The following is a 17,027-nucleotide window of genomic DNA, read 5'->3' as shown; positions in this document are numbered from 1 at the left end:
GTTTGGCGGGGGGCGGCGTGGCTGGTCGTTCTGTATTTGTTCTGACTTTGCGCGCTTTGTGCGAGGCTGCCTGTCTTCCTGACACATCTGTGAGACGACCATGGACGACGCGTTTGACGCGGGCGTGGGCGGGCGCGCGCCCGTGCGCACGCCTGTGCGCTATTCGGTCGAGCTGGGCCATGAGATCTGCGCCCGGATCGCGGCGGGCGAGAGCGAGCACACCCTGGCGCGCGCGCCGGGCATGCCATGCCGGCGGACCTTTCGGGACTGGGCCCAGCGCGATCCGATCTTCGCCGCGCACCTGATGCGGGCCAAACTGACGGCGCGGGACGCGGCCCTGCGGCGGGACCGGGAGGTCGAGGCGGCCAAGGTCTGGCGCCGAAGCCTGAGGCGCAAGGTCGACCGGCGGGGCGGCCAGCCCACGACCTATAGCGAGGCCATGGCCGAGGCCGTCTGCGCGCGGGTGGCGGCGGGCGGGAGCGTGGTGGCGATCGGGGCCGATCCGGCCATGCCCTGCGCCAGGACCATCTCTCGCTGGCTGCGTCAGCAGGAGGCGTTTCGCGAGATGTACGAGGACGCCAAGGCCGCCGGCGCCGACCTGTTGTTCGACACGGCCCTGGAGATCGCCATGGAGGCCACCGAGGTGACGGTGAAGGCCGACAGCCTGAGGGGCGCGACGCTGAAGTGGTGGATCGCCATGGTCAATCCGCCCAAGTACGGGCCGCTGCGCCTCGCCCCCGCGCCCGAGGACGAGCCCGAGGTGATCGTCGAGGTCCGCAAGTTCTGCGAGGGGCCGGACAAGATCGAGGTCCCGCCGCCACCCCCGCCCCGGACCTGGCGCGAGCCGGTGGGGGCGGAGTGGTGCTGAGGGTGCGGCGGGGCTGGCGCTCCCGTCAGGCGGTCGGCGTGACGATGGCGCCGACGCCGCGCAGGCGGCGGACCATGCGGGCGCCGTCGCCCTCGATGCGGCCCATCAGGGCCTGGATCGGCGGGCTGGAGAGCTGGCTGGCGGTGATCGAGAAGCCCCCGGCTCCGGCCTCCAGCCGGCCCTGGGCGCGCAGGGCGGCGAGATGGCGGCGCACGGTCTCGCGCGGGACCCCGAGCTTCTCGGCCAGGCTGACCCCGGTGATCTGGCCGCCGCCGGCGGCGATGGTCTCGTGCAGCAGGCCCAGGAGGACATAGTCCTCCATCAGCCCCTCGAAGCCGAGCAGGTCGCGCAGCTCGCCCACCACCCGCAGGACGTGGCGGGTGGCCATGCGCATGGCGGCGCCGGAGACCGGCCAGATGGGATCGACCAGGCGCTCGTCCGCCGCCAGGCCGACCGCCTGGAGCGGCGCCAGCTCGGCGACATAGGCGGCCAGGGCGGCGAGATAATCGACCAGGCCCAGGAGGAAGCTGTCGGAGATCAGGGCCGCCGAAGGGATGATCAGGCCGTCCGGCCCTTCCTGCGCCAGGCCCATTTGGATGAGCTGGTTGATCTTGTAGCGGGTGGTCTGGCGCGGCAGGCCCAGGGACTCGGCGATGCGCTGGGCGCGGATCGGGCGGCGCAGGCTGTCGGGATAGTCGGGGTCCAGGGCGGCGGCGCGGCGGGAGGTCTCGGGATTGTCGTCCAGGTGGCCGACATTGGCGTCGATCAGGCCGGCGAAGATCAGGGCCCGCACCAGGTCGCCGCCCGTGCAGCCGCGGGTGATGCGGATGAAGGCGAGGGTCAGGTGGACGCTGGCGCGGACGGCGGCGGGGGCGGGCATGGGAGCCGGTGTCTCAGAACTTCCAGTCCGCCGCCAGGGAGATGATTGTGCCGTCGCGGCCGCCGCGGGCCCGGACCGGGTCGCCGGCGAACTGGCGGATGACGGTGGTCGAGACGGTGACGTCGCGGATCGGCTCCCAGCGGGCGCGGGCATAGACCTGGCGCATCATCACCTGGCCGTGGCCGGCGGGCAGGGCGAGCGGCGCCTGGGGCGAGTAGTAGAAGCTGTCGCCCCGCGACATGCGGCTGACCGACTGGGCCCCGAGATAGAGGGTCAGCGCCCGGGACGGCTTGAGGGTCGCCAGGGGAAACACCGACCAGGCGTTCCCCGGCCAGTAGGCGCTGCTGGTCGAGAGATAGGAGGTGTTGGGATAGGGGGCGTCGAAGCTGTTCATCTCGCCGTCGCCTCGGCGGGCGTCGCCGCTGGCGACGTCGGCGCGCAGGCTGAGCCGCGGGGACCAGGCCAGGGCGTGACCGGTCCAGCCGAGGTCGGCGCTGGCCGCCCAGGCGCGGATGTCGGCTGAGCCAAAGCGGCCGGTCTGGGCGAGCCCATAGAGGTTGTAGTCGAAGGCCCCGTGGGCGCCGTGGGCGCGGACGCCCCAGGTCTCGCGGCGCTCAGGCGCGGTTCCCTCGGCATAGACGGCGGCGCGGCGGCGGCGCTCCAGCCAGAAGAGGTCGATGCCGCCGCCGGTCCGGGGCGAGGGCAGGGCGGTGTACACCCCCTGGAACCGCTCGCCGGGCTGCTCGCGGTCGTCGAAGGGACCGGGGTGGTTGAGCACCAGGGCGGCCGAGAAGGCGGTCAGGGTCGCGCCGTCGGCGGCGGTCAGGTCCAGGCGGGCGGCGTCGAAGCTGCGGCGCAGGTCGTAGGTCTCGCGCACCTCCGACAGGCGCTGGTCGCCGAGCGGCAGCTCCTGGCGGCCCAGCCGCAGGCGCGCGCCGGCGGCGGGGGCGAGGTCGACGAACAGCTGCTGCACGTCGACGCCGCTTTCGTCATAGGATCGGTCCGGCCCGCGCCGGCCGCCCTCGTCGGCCCAGCTGAGCTGGCCGAACACCCGGACGTGTTCGCCCAGATGGGCGTCGGCGTGCAGATAGGCGCGGGTGGTGGCGGTGTCATAGGCGGGATAGGCCGAGAGCCCGAGCTGGGACGAGCGGATGATGTCGACCTTCTCGCGCAGCTCGCCGCCGGCGCTTAGCCACATGCCGCCGTCGGCGGTGAGGGGCAGGACCTTCAGCCGCTGCAGGCCGACGAGAGGGGTGTGGTCGCGGGCCTGGGCGGAATAGTCCTCCTCCCAGCGCATGGACTTGGCCTCGAAGGGATCGGCATGGGCCGCGCCCGCCGCCGACAGCAGCAGGAGCGCCAGGGCGGCTTGCGCCCCGCGCCGGATCATTGTCTTCACCGTCACGCCCGTCCCCGAACTTGCCGGGGTTCACAAGCACGCGCGCCGGCCAAGGCCAAGCGCCAACACCGCCATTCGCCTCGCACCGCGACAATTGGTACGCTTGGGGGCAAACCCATACGGAGCTTCCGCCCATGACCGCCCTTCACCGCTGGCACGCCCTGATCGACGCCCGCGACTATGCCGGGCTCGACGCCCTGCTGGCCGAGGGCGCGGTGTTCGAGAGCCCGGTGGTGCACACCCCCCAGGTCGGCAAGGCGATCACCGCCAAGTACCTGCAGGCCGCCATGACGCTGCTGAACAACGGCACCTTCCGCTATCTGGGCGAATGGACCGCCGAGCGCTCGGCGGTGCTGGAGTTCGCCTGCGACCTCGACGGGATCGCGGTCAATGGCGTGGACATGATCTGGTGGAACGAGGCCGATCAGATCACCCGCTTCAAGGTCATGGTCCGCCCGCTGAAGGCGATCAACATGCTGCACCAGAAGATGGGCGAGCTCTTGGCCAGGGCCTGAATTTGATCCTGCCCCGCGCCGCGCCCGGGCCGGGGGTCTAGTCTGGGGCGAAACCTTGCGGGAGACGGCCCATGGCGCGGCATATGGAACGGCATCTGGTGGCCCGGATCGGCTGGCTGCGGGCGGCGGTGCTGGGGGCCAATGACGGGATCGTCTCGACCGCCAGCCTGATCGTCGGCGTGGCGGCGGCCAGCGCGACGCGGCAGCCGGTGCTGGTGGCGGGCCTGGCCGGGCTGGTGGCCGGGGCCATGTCGATGGCGGCCGGGGAATATGTCTCGGTCAGCTCGCAGGCCGACACCGAAGTGGCCGACCTCGCCCGCGAGCGCGGCGAGCTGGCCGCCGATCCCAAGGCCGAGCGCGAGGAGCTGGCCCAGATCTATGTGAGCCGCGGCCTCGACGCCGTCCTGGCGGGCCAGGTGGCCGACCAGCTGATGGCCGGCGACGCGCTCGCCGCCCACGCCCGCGACGAGCTGGGCATTTCCGAACACACCACGGCGAGGCCGGTGCAGGCGGCCCTGACCTCGGCGGCGACCTTCTCGGTGGGCGCGGCCCTGCCGCTGGCCGTCGCCGCCGTGGCGCCGATGGGGGCGCTGACCTGGACGGTGAGCGCCGCCTCCCTGGCCTTCCTGGCGCTCCTGGGGGCGGTGGGCGCCCAGGCCGGCGGAGCCGGGGTGGTGAAGGCCACCCTGCGCGTCACCTTCTGGGGCGCCTTCGCCATGGCGCTAACGGCTGGCGTCGGGGCGCTGTTCGGGGTGGCGGCGGGGTGAGTTGGGCAAGGAGGTCTGAGCCTAAGGATTGGCTTGGGTCTCGCAGACAGCTCTCGGAGGGGGCATGAACAGGCGGGCATTGTTCGGTGCGCTCGCGGCGGCGGCATTGCGTGCGCCTGCGACGAACGCAGCTCCGCCTGTAGGGACGACCATGAGCAGCAGGTATCCACCCCTTTCTCCCAATTTGGCGCGCCAGTTGTCGGCAGTGCCCGTAAGTGGCGGCTTCTACCATCCAAGCTCTGTGGTGCTGTCCGATGGGACCGTGAAGGACAGAGTCTATTTGGTGGAGGCGGGGCCTTGGTTTCGAGACTGGGGCGTTTGACCCGAAGATGATCCAGGGAAGCGGTCTATCGACGTCAGAACGATCACGAGCATCAACAACAGCCCTTCACGTCTTCCGGCTCGTTTTGCGGACGAGTTGTACAAGGCCGGCGAGAGCGGGATGGGGTACACGATCTTCACCGTGCGTTTCCGCGATGGCAGTTCGATCGCCGTCGGAACCGGCAATGCCGTGGATTTCATCGACTATCCGGAAGGGCAATCGCCAGAAGCGGTCGTAGGCGTGCTGCCACACGTCGGACGTGATGATCCGCACCTGCGCTCCGGACCGACATATTGGTGGTGCTTGTACGAAGGGCAGGTGCGTGGGGAGTGACCGTCCGCTCCTCACCCTATGCGGACATTCGGAACGCCCGCTTCAAGGCATTTGGGCGAAGGTCTGGTTCCGAGCGAAAGATCCAAGGTCGCAATCGACCCGTTTCGGACATCTAGGCGTTTGGGGCGGGAGAAATATCCCTCAGAAGCCGCTCGATCTTACTCAGGGCGATGAGGGCGAGAGCGCTAGCTTTTGCAGGTCCGAAATACGAAGGGTCTTGGACCCCATGAGCCGGGTTCGGAACGAAGTACGCCAAATCGTTCCTGAGATCCGCAAGCACCTCTCCGACAGACCCGGCGTCCAGATCGGAGGCGCCCAGGAGTTCATCTATCAAATTTTCAAGGATCGAGACTCTCTGCGCATCGACATGTTCGCCGCCGTTTGCGGCAATTGCGCGTAGGCTCGCTTCAAGCGCCACAGGCAATGCGTGGAGCTTGGCCGACGGTGTCGTTGGCGGGCCTTTCATGCTGTACAAGCTAGGTCCTCCTAGAACTTGCTCAAGCGCAAGATTCCAATCAGCGTTCAGCCAAAGGATGTTCAGGGACGAAGGCCGTGGCTGCAGCAGCAACGTCGGCATTCCACCCTTCGCTGACATTCCGAATGACCGCTTTATGGCAATTGGGCCAAGGTCCGGTTCCGGGAGATGGGGCCGCGAACGCATTCGACCCATCTGAGACGCAGGGAATGTCCGCTTGCTGGACGGCGCCGCTTGGCTAGGCTGCAGCGACGGAGGCCATGAATGCGTGTTCGCTTCACCAGCATTGTGTGGGAGGAGGTCCACGCGGTTGCCACCGACGCCCTCACATTCCTTGAAGATCGCGTGGCGCTCAGGATCGGGAGCCGCTCCTACGGTACCGGCATTGACGAATTTCTCGGCGTCTTGGTGTCGGTCGACACCGAGGACAATTCGCGCTTCGCGAAGCCTTACAACAACCTGGGCACGGTCATGTCTAAAGAGGGCGTCAAGTTCAGACAGCTCTGCCTCGCGGTCGAACTTGATCCAGAAGACCTCACAGGTCGAACGGATACCGAATTGGCGAGCCTATTTGCAAAAGGACTTTGCGAACGTTTGCGAACAGTTCCAGCCCGCTTGCCGAAAGGCTTCGACTGGAATTCTTTCAGTGTAGAGTTGATACTCGCTTTAACCGCAGAGTAAGCGGCTTGAACTTGTAATGTCGGCTGCCCGATGGGGCGGAGGTCAAGCTTCTCATAGCTGCTTAACGTCCGCTTCCCACCCTTCGCTGACGTTCGGAACGGCCGCTGCAAGGCAGTTGCGCTGAACGTCCGGCTCGAGGCGAAGGGGCCACGACCAAATTCGACCATATTGGGCCTCGTGCCTACTCGTCTGAGAACCGGATGGCTTGTGCGTCGAAATGAACTGTCCCCTCAGGTCCGCCACCAAGGTCGTAGAGGTAGAGGGTCACCTCACACGGCAGCTCGGTCGCCCATAGGATCGCATCACGAACAGAAATCGACAGCCGCTCGTGGTAATCCACGACCGTATTCACATCGGCTTCCGCTGCCTGATCCGCGTCAGGCACACTGTTATCGTGCTCGATAGCTTCAACGACAGCTTTCACCGCCCGCCATCGATAGGGGCGTTTGCGGCGGTCAATGATGTTACCGATCATGCGCCAAACCTGACTTCCTTAGGCCAAGGTCGCAAGTCCGCTGACCACTCGTTTGACGCGCTGAGGAAGGGTGCTCTCCGGAATACAAAGTCTTGGAGATCAATGGCACTAGCACCGTGGCCGAGCTAGCATAGCCTCCAGGTCCAAATTGCAGTCGCGGGCGTTCGGAACTGGCTATAGGCAAGCGGATCCAAGGCTGGCCTCAAGGCCGCAGGAGGGTTCTTGCTTCTCGCAGCTGGAGCGCTGGCCGTTGGGGTCGCGTTTGGAAATTATCGGTAATCCCGGCGCCCGCAATCCACCCTCTGCGAACATTCGGACCGCCCGCTTCAAGCCACATGAGCGGAGGTCCGCCTCCGTCGCCCTAGGAGCCGCCAATTCCTGCCAGGCGCGCATCCTCAAGGCGGCGATCGGCGGCGCGCAGGCTGGCCAGGCTTTGCTCCAGCTGCTCCATCCGCAGCACGTCCATGTCCATCCCCACCTGGGCCGTCACCGCGGCGAGGGCGGTCTTCTCGTCCGGCCGGTATTCGAGCCCGCCCGGCTTCGGTCCCAGCAGGACGAATCCCTTCAGGTCGCGCCCGTGGATCGTCGGCAGCGCCAGCGTCGCCGGCAGGGTCGAGCGCGTGGCCGCGACCTCCGCCGGCCCGCGGTCGGTCCGCATCAGCACCAGCACCGGATCATCGGCTTCGATGGTCCGCGGCGCCCGGGCGATCTCGCCCTCCGTCAGCTCATAGTCGCCGGCCGCGCCGCGCAGGTAGAGCGCCGCTTCGGCGCCGTCGCCGAAGGCCTGCAATTCCACGACGAAGGCTCGGACCAGCGCCTCGCGCTTCTCGAACGCCGGCGACTGCCGGGCGAAGCTTTTCAGCGCAGCCTCCTTCTCGTGCCAATGGCGGAAGAACAGGCGCTCGACCACCTGTTCGACGAAGCGGTGCACATGGTGAAAGGCGAGGAACACCCCCAGCGCCAAACCCCCGTCCAGGAGCGCGTTGGTTTCGCGGCTCTCGATGTGGACAAGCTTGTCCAGCGCCCATTCCGATAGGCCGAACGCCACCAGCAGGATGGCGCTGACCACGCCGAACACCAGGGTGCGGTTCAGCGCGAAGGAGAGGTCGAAGACCTTGTTGCGCAGGATCGCATAGGCGAAGAGGCCGGGCGCGATCACGCCCTGGACCGCGATCGTCACCCACGCGAACAGGCTTTTCGGACCCACGAGGGTGGGATCGACATAGGCGAACAGACCGAGGACGCCCTGGATGGCGACGATCATCCCAAAGGCGATCAGCAGCAGGGCGTAGCGCTTCTGCGCCTCCGGCCTCGCGCGCCGCCAACCGAGGATCATCGCCGCCAGGCTGCCGGCCATGGCCGCAAAGGCGCCGACGGTCACCCCGAAAAACCCGTCTCCCAGCACCGGCAAGGCCTGGGCGGTCAGAAGATAGTGCACGGAGGCCGGAATATTTGCCAAACTGGCCAGCGCCATCGTCGCCAGCAGGCTGGGCCAGACCCAGCGCTTCAGCGGGCCCACAGTCTCCTCGTAAAAGCGTAAGGGGAAGGCCAGAAAAAACCCGCCGGTGACGATCAACGCCACGACGCACAGCCCCATCAGAGGTGGATAGGTTTCGGGGGTGGACAGCCAGGGCTCCGGGCCCGGAGAGGCTTTGGCGAATCCGACCAGGGACAGCCCGAGCAGCAGGGCGGCGCCACGCCCCCCGCTGCGCCAGATGATGAAACCGCCAACGAGAGCGGGCAGGATGTTGGAGAGCCCCAAGCCAAGGGTGAAGGCGCGGTCGTCCGCGGAAAAGACCTTGTCGCCGGTCGCGGTGGTGACGACGAGGTGGCGCTGAACGCCGGCGTGATCGAGTGTGAGGCCGAGGGTTTCGTCCTTGCGCAGCGGCCGCTGCCAGTCCGCCGGGCGATCAAAGCGGATGTGGTCGCCGACTTGGGCGCCGGCCTTCGCCATCGGGCTGTTCGGAGCGACGGCGCTTAACTTCAGATAGCCTGGCGCGAACTTGGGCGCCGCGGTGAATGTGACGCCCAGCACGCCCGATCCGGGGTGCAGGTGCGCGGTCCGCAGCGTATATTCGATATCCTGTTCGACGACGAATATTGCGAAGATCAGGCCCAGGACCTGCCACACCCGGCTCAGGCTCCGCCATCTGGTCGGCGCCGTCGTCTGGCCCATCATTTCAATCCCCCGCGCCTCGCCGACTGAGGTGGCAGGACCGGCGGGCTGTCAAGCTTTCGGCGGGGAGGCCGCGCCCTCGATGAGGGCGGCCCTCCTTCGGTGGTCATCCGCACGGGGCCGGTGATGGAGCGGCTGATGGCCGGCATACGCGGCGCCGTCCTGGCGATGGCGGGCGCCAGCCTGGTGGGCGGGTGATCGGCGTTGGGCTCCTGACGGCGGGGGGGCGGCGGCTAGTAGATGCCGTGCAGCACCTCGTCGAAATGGTTCTCGACGGTGGTCGCGCAGCGGCAGGCGGTGTGGGCCATGCGGGTGCGGTCGAGGATCACCATCTTGCCGCGGTGGGTCGAGAGCAGGGACGCCTCGCGCAGGCGGCGCAGAGTGCGGTTGACGAAGGTGCGGCCGACGCCCAGCAGGGCGGCCAGCTCGTCCTGGGTCATGGCGACCTCGTTGGAGCCGCTGCGCTCGGCGGTGGCGAGCAGCCACTTGCAGGCGCGCTGCTCGATGGTGTGGCGCGCATTGCAGGCCGCCGTCTGGAACACCTGGGCCAGCAGGCAGTCGGAATAGCGGGCGAACCAGTGGCGCAGCGAGGTGGAGTCGATCTTGGCCTGTTCCAGGGCGGTGGTCTTGATCCGCAGGAAGCGGCCGCCGGTGCGCACCTGGGCGGTGGCGAAGGCCGGGGCGGCGCCGTTGGACACGATGCCGCCGACCGCGCCCTCCGATCCCACGACGGCGACCTCGACGGCGTCGCCGGTGTCGGCGCTCACGAAGAAGCAGGCCAGCGCCGTGCCGCAGGGAAACCAGGTGTGAACAACATCGTCGCCCGCGTGCTGCAATATCGCGCCGGCCTTCAAGTCGAAGCTGTGAAGATGCGGCGCCAGACGGCGTTGATCGTGGTCGACCAGAATAGACAACAGGCTGTTGGTGGCGATTTCATCAAGCGTGGCCGTTGACACCGTACAGCTCCTCCGTCCGCGCCTGTGTGCTCTTGTGCATAGACGCTCGAATCTTGGCCGTGTTAACGACCTGGGACCGCCTTTAACCTTCCAAGGTCAGTCCAGGTTCCCGAATGGCGTCGCACCTGCGATTTCGACTGCGTGACGAGACCCGGGCGCGTCACGACCGTCTCGATGGCCGGATCGCGCCGCTGTTCAAAGATCTCGCCGGGTACAAGACCTATCTTCTGGGCGCCTGGCGGGCCCGTTCGGCGCTTGAGGCCCTGATCTTCTCCGAGGCGTCACCTGTCGGGCCTTGGCTAATACCGGCGAGCGCCGGACGGATGGCGGCCGATCTCCTGGATCTCGACCTGGCGCCCGAGGCCTGCGCACCCGGCTGGACGGGCCCGACCCCGGACGCGGCCGGACTCTGGGGGGTGGGCTATGTGCTCGCGGGGTCGGCGCTGGGGGCCACCCATCTGCGCGCCTGGGCGCGGCGGCTGAGCCTGACCGAGAGCTTCGCGGCGCAGCACCTGGCGCACCAGGCCGACTGCGCCGCCCTTTGGCCGGCCTTCGTGGACGCCCTCGACGCCGCGCAGCTGACGCCGGCCGAGGCGGCGCGCTGCGTGGCCGGCGCCGACCTGGCCTTCGCCGCCTTCGAGGCCTGCCTCGCGGCGCCGGTCGATGCATAGCCCGACCCCCGAGATCGACCTGACCGACTGCGACCGCGAGCCGATCCATCAGCTGGGGTTCGTGCAGCCCTTCGGCTTCCTGGTGGCGTTCGGCGGCGACTGGCTGGTCACCCGCGCCTCGGCGAACCTCGTCGACTTCCTGGGCCGCGAGGCCGAGGAGGTGCTGGGCGGGGCGGCCACGGACCTGTTCTGCGCCGAGGCGATCCACGTGATCCGCAACATGGCCGCGGTGCTGCGCGGGCCGGACGCGGTGGAGCGGGGATTTGACGTGGCCCTGACCGAGGGCGGGCCGCCCTATGACCTGGCGATCCACTTCTCGGGCCCGAACCTGGTGGTTGAGGCCGAGCCCGCCGCGCCGGATCGCGCCGACGCCAGCGCCCTGGTGCGGGGGATGATGTCGCGGGTGCGCCAGACGCCCACCCTGCGCGACTTCCTGCACGAAGCCTGTCGCCAGGTGCGGGCGCTCACCGGCTTCGACCGGGCCATGGTATATCGGTTCGACAAGACCGGCAGCGGCGAGGTGATGGCCGAGGCCCGGCGCACCGGGGTGGACAGCTATCTGGGCCTGAACTTCCCGGCCTCGGACATCCCGATCCAGGCCCGGGCGCTCTATGTGCGCAACATCTTCCGGGTGATCGCCGACGTCGAGGCGACGCCGTCGCCGATCACGCCGCAGCTCGACCCGGAGGGCGCGCCGCTCGACCTGTCGCTGTCGGTGCTGCGGGCGGTGTCGCCGGTGCATATCGAATACCTGCGCAACATGGGGGTCGCCGCCTCGCTGTCGATCTCCATCGTGGTGGAGGGGCGGCTGTGGGGGCTGTTCGCCTGTCACAATCTGACGCCGCGGCGGCCCAGCTTCGTGGAGCGGACGGCGGCCGAGCTGTTCGGCGCGATGTTCTCCCTGATGCTGGAGAGCCGCGAGCGCACCGCCGAGGCCGAGTACGAGCGCAAGGCGCGCGCCGTCGCCGACCGCCTGTTGGCCACCATCGCCCAGGACGCGGGCCAGATGGCCGACGCCGAATGGTTCGGCGGGGTGGTGGGCGAGGCGATCCCCAGCGAGGGGGTTGGGGTGCTGATCGACGGAATCGTGTCCCTGTCGGGCCTGACCCCGGACCGGGCGGAGTTCCTGGCCCTGCTGGCGGTGCTGAACCGCCGGGCCAGCAACCAGATCTACGCCACCGACCATCTGGCCGACCTGCTGCCCGCCGCCTCGGCCTATGCCGCGCGGGCCGCCGGCATGCTGGTGATCCCTATTTCCAGATCCCCCCGCGACTATGTGGTGCTGTTCCGCCCCGAGTTGCTCCGGGCGATCCGCTGGGCGGGTGACCCGCAGAAGCCCGCCCAGGCCGACGGCGGCCGGTTGTCGCCGCGGACCAGCTTCCAGGAATGGTCGCAGATGGTCCGGGGCCGCGCCGCGCCCTTCACCCCGGCCGAGCTCCGGATCGCCGAGACCCTGCGCGGGGCCCTGCTGGAGGTGGTGCTGCGGCTGGCGGAGGCCGCCGGCCAGGAGCGGCAGCGGGCGGACGAGCGCCAGACCCTGCTGATCGCCGAGCTGAACCACCGGGTGCGCAACATCCTGGCGCTCATTCGCGGACTGGTGTCGCAGACGCGGCAAGGCCCCGGCGACGGCCAGGACATGATGCTGACCCTGGACCTGAGGGTCCAGGCCCTGGCCCGGGCCCATGACCAGGTGACCGCCGACCGGATGGCGCCGGCCAGCCTGACCGGGCTGATCCTGACCGAGGCCAGCGCCTTTCTGGGCGCGCGGCGGGACCGGGTGCGGGTGCTGGGCCAGGATGTGCGGCTGGCGCCCGAGGCCTTCACCGTCATGGCCCTGGTCATCCACGAGATGGTCACCAATGCGGCCAAGTACGGGGCGCTGTCGGACAGTGGATGGGTGGAGATCGACTGGCGGCGCGACACAGCCGGCGACCTGATCCTGACCTGGCGAGAGTTGGGCGGGCCGGTGGTCGCGGCCCCCGCGCGCCGGGGGTTCGGCTCGACGATCATCGAACGGTCCGTGCCCCACGAGCTGGGGGGGCGGGCGGAGCTGCGCTATGCGCTCGGCGGGCTGGAGGCCGAGTTCACCGTGCCCGAGCGGTTCCTGGCCGCCGGCGAGCCGGCCGACCTCATGCCGCCCGCGGCGGGGCTCGACACCCCGCCGGTCGAGGCGACGCCCTTGCGCGATCTGGTGGTCCTGCTGGTCGAGGACAGCCTGATGATCGCCCTGGAGTGCGAGGCGTCGCTCCTGACGCTCGGCGCGCGCGAGGTGCTGGTGGCCGGATCGGTGGCCGAGGCCCATGCCCTGCTGGCCACGCGCGAGGTGGACCTGGGCGTGCTGGACTTCAATCTGGGCAAGGAGACCAGCGTCTCGGTGGCGGACATCCTGATCGCCCAGGGCAAGCCGGTGGTGTTCGCCACGGGCTATGGCGAGGCCCTGAACCTCGGCCCGCAGCACCAGGCGGCGCGGGTGATCACCAAGCCCTATACGCTGAAGGACCTGATCCCGGTTCTGGAGGGCCTGTCGCCCGGCGACGCCGATGACGGCGCCTAGAGCCCCCGCGCGAGGTCGGCCCGGACCTGGGCGATGACGCTGTCCCAGTCGCCGGGGGCGGGCTGGCGATAGAGCCTCAGGGACGGATACCAGGGCGTGTCGGCGCGGTCCTGCAGCCAGCGCCAGTCGCAGCCGATGGCCGGCAGCAGCACCCAGCAGGGCCGGCCCATGGCCCCGGCCAGGTGGGCGATGGCGGTGTCCACGGTGATCAGCAGGTCGAGGCGGTCGAGGATGGCGGCGGAGTCCGGGAAGCCGCCGCGCGGCTCGGTCATGTCGACCATGTCCGGGGCCAGGGCCTCCAGCCCGGCGGCCGAGGGCATGGAGCGGTTGGCGTCATTGGGGTGGGTGCGGCTGCCATGCCAGGCGTAGCCGATTCCGCGGATCTGCGACCAGTCGCCGACCCCGTGGTCGGGGGTGCGCAGATAGGGGGCGGAGGGCAGGGTCTCCAGGGTGACGCCGAGCCGATAGGGCAGGCTCATCAGCGGGCACCAGTAGTCCGCCTCGGGAAGCGGCGCCCAGGCGGCCAGGGGGTGCATCTCGAAGCCCAGCCCCGAGAACAGTCCGAGCAGGGGCGGGACCACGCACAACCGCACCTGGGCGCCCAGGTCGCGGACCTGGAGGGCGAAGCGCACGAACTGGATCTGGTCGCCGAACCCCTGCTCGCCCAGCAGCAGGATGGTCTTGCCGGCCAGGGGCTGGCCGGTCCAGGGCTCGCCGGAGCGCCAGGCCGCCTGGGTGATCTTGGGACCGTCCCCGCGCAGGAACCGGCGGCTCTCATAGAGGGCGAAGCCCTCGGCGAAATCGCCCTGGGCCAGGCGGGCCTCGCCCAGATGATATTTCACTTGGTGATTGTCGGGCAGGACGGCGAGCAGGCGGCGCAGGCCGGCCTCGGCCTCGGCCGTGCGGCCGAGGGCCAGGGCCTCGCGGGCCTGGGCGAACAGGGTCGCCGCGGCTTGCCGATCCATGGGTCTGCTCCGTCGCCGGCGGAGGCCGACGGGGAGGACCCTAGGCTGCTTCGCCCCGGAGGGGGCAAGGGGCAAACCGCGGCGGCGCCGTCCTAGCCGACGGCCCCGGCCTTGGGCGGGGGCGGCGGGGCGCAGCGGCCGGCGCGGGCCTGGACGACGTAGAACAGGGCGCGGGAGCGGCGAACTCATGGTGCGCCGCGATCGGGCCGGTGGCCTCGCCGGTGACCAGGCTGACCGCGTCCGCCTGGGCGGCCGGGGCCAGGGTCTGCTGGTTCCAGCGGGAGAGCTGGCCCGAGCAGGCCGCGACCGTGGCGGCCGCCACCTCGTCGGCGGAATCCCTGGAGCCCGCCAGGCTGTAGGCCCAGCGGTGCACGCAGTCCTCGACCGGCGCGGCGGGGTCACCGACCGCGGGGGCGGGGGCCGGCGCGCCTGACGCGGCCGCCGAGGGGGTGGTCGGGAACGGGGTGCAGATGCCGCGGGCGACGGGCTGGCCGCAGGCGGCGAGCCCCAGGACCGCGACCAGGGGGAGCAGACGGACGGGGGTCATGGCGCAGACCTATTCGCAGACGCGGGTCGGCTGTTGGATCAGCTGACCGCGGTCGTCGTAGTAGGCGCGCGTCTCCATGTGGCAATTGCCGGCCTGGACGTACTCGCTGTTGTACGGGCGGGCATAGACCCGGCCGCTGCTCTGGTAGCGGGCCGAGCGGTTGTAGCACTTGGTGCGCGCCAGCTGGTTGCCGACCACCGCGCCGCCGATCCCGCCGATCAGGGCGCCGCCGCGCGGGGCGACAGCGTTGCCGATCAGGGCGCCGCCGACGGCGCCCAGCATGGTTCCGGCGACCTTACGGTCATGGCCGCGTTCGTCGCAGTAGGTTCTGGCCTGGGCCAGGGAGGGCGTGGTGATCAGCACAGCCAGCCCGGCCATCATCAAGATCGATCGCATTACGCAGGTTCCTTCAGACGTCCCTGGCCAAGCTAACGCCCGGGACGCCGAAGGGATGCGTGGCCGTCAGAAACGGGGCAGGATCAGCGACCCTCGGTCCAGACGTCCAGCGGCTGATGCGCCTCGTGGCGGACCAGGAAGACGTAGCCCAGGCCGAAGACGATCGCGCCGATGATCGCCGCGCCCCAGAAGCCCGCCGGGGTGGCGAACCACAGGGTGAGGGTCAGGACGAGTACGCCGAGCAGCAGCATCGACCAGCGCAGGACCATGTTGAAGGTGTGATAGGCCCGCTCGTGCTCGACGACCTCGGGGGTGTGAATCGGGAACTCGGACGCCATAAGGTTTCCTCCCATTGTTCTGATTTCCCTGGCGGAAATCATGCGCCCGGTTCCGCGGATTGAAAAGAGCGCGGGGTCGGCCGCGGCGCGGGCCGGGGCGGATTGCGGGCCGGCCGCGCCCGTCGGGGAGGAGCCATTTCGCGGAATGGTCGTTTACCTCCTCGACCTGCGCTGTTGCGCGCCACCCGTGGAAGCCATGCCACCTGTGACCACATTCGCCCCACCGCCGCGGATCTCGACCGGGATCGCCGAGCTGGACACCATCCTCGGCGGCGGCCTGACCAGCCACCGCGCCTATCTGCTGGAAGGCACGCCCGGCAGCGGCAAGACCACCATCGCGCTCCAGTTCCTGCTGGAGGGCGTGAAGCGCCGCGAACGCGGCCTCTACATCACCCTGTCGGAGACCGCGGCCGAGTTGACCGAGGTCGCCCGCAGCCACAACTGGGACCTGGACGGCATCGAGCTGTTCGAGCTGGTCAATGAGCAGGGGCTCGACCCTGACAGCGAGCAGTCAATCCTGGAGCCCTCGGAGGTCGAGCTCGGCGAGACCATCCAAGGCGTGATGGCCTGCGTCGACCGCCTGCGCCCGGCCCGGGTGGTGTTCGACAGCCTGTCGGAGATGCGGCTGCTGGCCCAGAACTCCCTGCGCTATCGCCGCCAGATCCTGGCGCTGAAGCAATTCTTCTCGACCCGCAATTGCACGGTCCTGATGCTGGACGACCGCAGCTCCGACCCCGGCGATCTACAGCTGCACAGCATCGCCCACGGGGTGATCACCCTGGAGCAGTCGGCGCAGGAATATGGCGCGGAGCGGCGGCGGCTGAGGGTCGTGAAGATGCGCGGCGTGAAGTATCGCGGCGGCTTCCACGACTTCGTCATCGAGACCGGCGGGGTGTCGGTGTTCCCGCGGCTGATCGCGGCCGAGCACCATACGGACTTCTCCGAGTCCCTGGTGACGACCGGACTTGAGCGGCTGGACCAGATGCTGGGCGGCGGCCTGTCGGTGGGCACCAACGCCCTGCTGAACGGCCCTTCGGGCGTCGGCAAGACCAGCACGGCCGTGCGCTGCGCGGTGAGCGCGATCGAGCGCGGCGACAAGGCGGCTTATTATCTGTTCGACGAGGGCAAGACGACCATGCTGGCCCGCTCGCGCGCGCTGGGCCTGGACCTCGAACCGCATCTGGAGTCCGGCGCGCTGCAGGTCTTCCAGATCGATCCGGCGGAGCTGTCGCCCGGCGAGTTCGCCAGCCGGGTGCGGGCGGCGGTGGAGACCGAGGGCGTCAAGTTCATCGTCATCGACAGCCTGAACGCCTTCCTCCAGGCCATGCCGGGCGAGAAGTACCTGATGCTGCAGATGCACGAGATGCTGAGCTATCTGAACCAGCAGGGGGTGATCACCGTCCTGATCCTGGGCCAGCACGGCATCGTCGGCGAGATCCGCTCGGAGGTGGATCTCAGCTATCTGTCCGACACCATCGTGCTGTTCCGCTATTTCGAGGCCCAGGGCAGCATGCTGAAGGCCATATCGGTGGCCAAGAGCCGGACCACCGCGCACGAGGCCAGCATCCGCGAGTTCCGGCTGGCGTCGGGCGGCATCATCATCGGCGAGCCTTTGAAGGACTTCGAGGGCGTGATGAGCGGCCTGCCGACCTATAGCGGGGCGACGCCCCTGCTGAGCTCCGAGACCGCGGTCGGCGCGGGGTGAACCTCGA

18 protein-coding genes are annotated in these 17,027 nt (G+C 69.2%); 8 read left to right on the top strand and 10 right to left on the bottom strand.

Annotated elements, in window-relative coordinates; translation table 11 throughout:
- The first annotated feature begins 100 nt into the window (after window positions 1-100).
- Entirely contained in the window at window positions 101-868 is a 768-nt protein-coding gene (locus MQH10_RS22755; RefSeq protein WP_242566274.1) for a terminase small subunit-like protein, read from the top strand.
- A gap of 25 nt (window positions 869-893) precedes the next feature.
- Here MQH10_RS22755 and MQH10_RS22750 read toward each other — a convergent pair whose 3' ends face one another.
- Together MQH10_RS22750 and MQH10_RS22745 are read right to left on the bottom strand one after the other, a co-directional pair.
- On the bottom strand, window positions 894-1,748 hold the full coding sequence (locus tag MQH10_RS22750; RefSeq protein ID WP_242566273.1) for an HTH domain-containing protein: 855 nt from the start codon (window positions 1,746-1,748) through the stop codon (window positions 894-896).
- Window positions 1,749-1,761: 13 nt separating this feature from the next.
- Complete coding sequence (locus MQH10_RS22745; protein ID WP_242566272.1) at window positions 1,762-3,150, bottom strand: alginate export family protein; 1,389 nt, start codon at window positions 3,148-3,150, stop codon at window positions 1,762-1,764.
- Between the two features lie 128 nt (window positions 3,151-3,278).
- Between MQH10_RS22745 and MQH10_RS22740 the strand changes: the two genes are divergently transcribed.
- The 3 genes from MQH10_RS22740 (at window position 3,279) to MQH10_RS22730 (ending at window position 5,081) form a co-directional block, all read left to right on the top strand.
- Window positions 3,279-3,659, top strand: coding sequence for a nuclear transport factor 2 family protein (locus MQH10_RS22740; RefSeq protein ID WP_242566271.1), 381 nt, complete (start codon window positions 3,279-3,281; stop codon window positions 3,657-3,659).
- 71 nt (window positions 3,660-3,730) lie between these two features.
- On the top strand, window positions 3,731-4,426 hold the full coding sequence (locus MQH10_RS22735; protein WP_242566270.1) for a VIT1/CCC1 transporter family protein: 696 nt from the start codon (window positions 3,731-3,733) through the stop codon (window positions 4,424-4,426).
- 442 nt (window positions 4,427-4,868) lie between these two features.
- Entirely contained in the window at window positions 4,869-5,081 is a 213-nt protein-coding gene (locus MQH10_RS22730; RefSeq protein ID WP_242566269.1) for a hypothetical protein, read from the top strand.
- Between the two features lie 112 nt (window positions 5,082-5,193).
- Here the strand turns inward: MQH10_RS22730 and MQH10_RS22725 are convergent, their stop codons facing one another.
- Complete coding sequence (locus MQH10_RS22725; protein WP_242566268.1) at window positions 5,194-5,556, bottom strand: hypothetical protein; 363 nt, start codon at window positions 5,554-5,556, stop codon at window positions 5,194-5,196.
- A 264-nt stretch (window positions 5,557-5,820) separates the two neighbouring features.
- Here MQH10_RS22725 and MQH10_RS22720 point away from each other — a divergent pair, with 264 nt between their 5' ends.
- A complete protein-coding gene (locus MQH10_RS22720; RefSeq protein ID WP_242566267.1) occupies window positions 5,821-6,237 on the top strand; it encodes a hypothetical protein in 417 nt (138 codons plus the stop codon).
- Between the two features lie 181 nt (window positions 6,238-6,418).
- Here MQH10_RS22720 and MQH10_RS22715 read toward each other — a convergent pair whose 3' ends face one another.
- The 3 genes from MQH10_RS22715 to MQH10_RS22705 all read right to left on the bottom strand — a co-directional run bounded on the left by MQH10_RS22715 (window position 6,419) and on the right by MQH10_RS22705 (window position 9,844).
- Window positions 6,419-6,712, bottom strand: coding sequence for a hypothetical protein (locus tag MQH10_RS22715; RefSeq protein WP_242566266.1), 294 nt, complete (start codon window positions 6,710-6,712; stop codon window positions 6,419-6,421).
- Window positions 6,713-7,073: 361 nt separating this feature from the next.
- Window positions 7,074-8,888, bottom strand: a complete 1,815-nt coding sequence (locus MQH10_RS22710; protein WP_242566265.1) for a hypothetical protein — start codon at window positions 8,886-8,888, stop codon at window positions 7,074-7,076.
- Window positions 8,889-9,121: 233 nt separating this feature from the next.
- The gene (locus MQH10_RS22705) at window positions 9,122-9,844 is read right to left on the bottom strand and encodes a Crp/Fnr family transcriptional regulator (RefSeq protein WP_242566264.1); all 723 of its coding nucleotides are present in this window, start codon (window positions 9,842-9,844) and stop codon (window positions 9,122-9,124) included.
- A gap of 113 nt (window positions 9,845-9,957) precedes the next feature.
- On the opposite strand from MQH10_RS22705, the gene MQH10_RS22700 reads away from it, so the two are divergent.
- Complete coding sequence (locus MQH10_RS22700) at window positions 9,958-10,515, top strand: biliverdin-producing heme oxygenase (protein ID WP_242566263.1); 558 nt, start codon at window positions 9,958-9,960, stop codon at window positions 10,513-10,515.
- Complete coding sequence (locus tag MQH10_RS22695) at window positions 10,508-13,069, top strand: HWE histidine kinase domain-containing protein (RefSeq protein ID WP_242566262.1); 2,562 nt, start codon at window positions 10,508-10,510, stop codon at window positions 13,067-13,069. Before MQH10_RS22700 ends, MQH10_RS22695 begins: the two co-directional genes overlap by 8 nt.
- Here MQH10_RS22695 and MQH10_RS22690 read toward each other — a convergent pair.
- The 4 genes from MQH10_RS22690 to MQH10_RS22675 form a co-directional block, all read right to left on the bottom strand.
- Window positions 13,066-14,034, bottom strand: a complete 969-nt coding sequence (locus MQH10_RS22690) for a hypothetical protein (protein ID WP_242566261.1) — start codon at window positions 14,032-14,034, stop codon at window positions 13,066-13,068. The genes MQH10_RS22695 and MQH10_RS22690 overlap by 4 nt on opposite strands.
- 40 nt (window positions 14,035-14,074) lie before the next feature.
- The gene (locus MQH10_RS22685) at window positions 14,075-14,581 is read right to left on the bottom strand and encodes a hypothetical protein (protein ID WP_242566260.1); all 507 of its coding nucleotides are present in this window, start codon (window positions 14,579-14,581) and stop codon (window positions 14,075-14,077) included.
- A 9-nt stretch (window positions 14,582-14,590) separates the two neighbouring features.
- The gene (locus tag MQH10_RS22680) at window positions 14,591-14,977 is read right to left on the bottom strand and encodes a glycine zipper domain-containing protein (RefSeq protein ID WP_242566259.1); all 387 of its coding nucleotides are present in this window, start codon (window positions 14,975-14,977) and stop codon (window positions 14,591-14,593) included.
- An 83-nt stretch (window positions 14,978-15,060) separates the two neighbouring features.
- The gene (locus tag MQH10_RS22675; RefSeq protein WP_242566258.1) at window positions 15,061-15,315 is read right to left on the bottom strand and encodes a hypothetical protein; all 255 of its coding nucleotides are present in this window, start codon (window positions 15,313-15,315) and stop codon (window positions 15,061-15,063) included.
- Between the two features lie 145 nt (window positions 15,316-15,460).
- Between MQH10_RS22675 and MQH10_RS22670 the strand changes: the two genes are divergently transcribed.
- Entirely contained in the window at window positions 15,461-17,020 is a 1,560-nt protein-coding gene (locus MQH10_RS22670) for an ATPase domain-containing protein (protein ID WP_242566257.1), read from the top strand.
- The last annotated feature ends 7 nt before the right edge of the window (window positions 17,021-17,027 follow it).

The organism is Phenylobacterium aquaticum (assembly GCF_022695515.1).
In the GTDB taxonomy this organism is placed as follows: domain Bacteria; phylum Pseudomonadota; class Alphaproteobacteria; order Caulobacterales; family Caulobacteraceae; genus Phenylobacterium; species Phenylobacterium aquaticum.
This window is presented reverse-complemented; position numbering and strand designations above follow the sequence as displayed.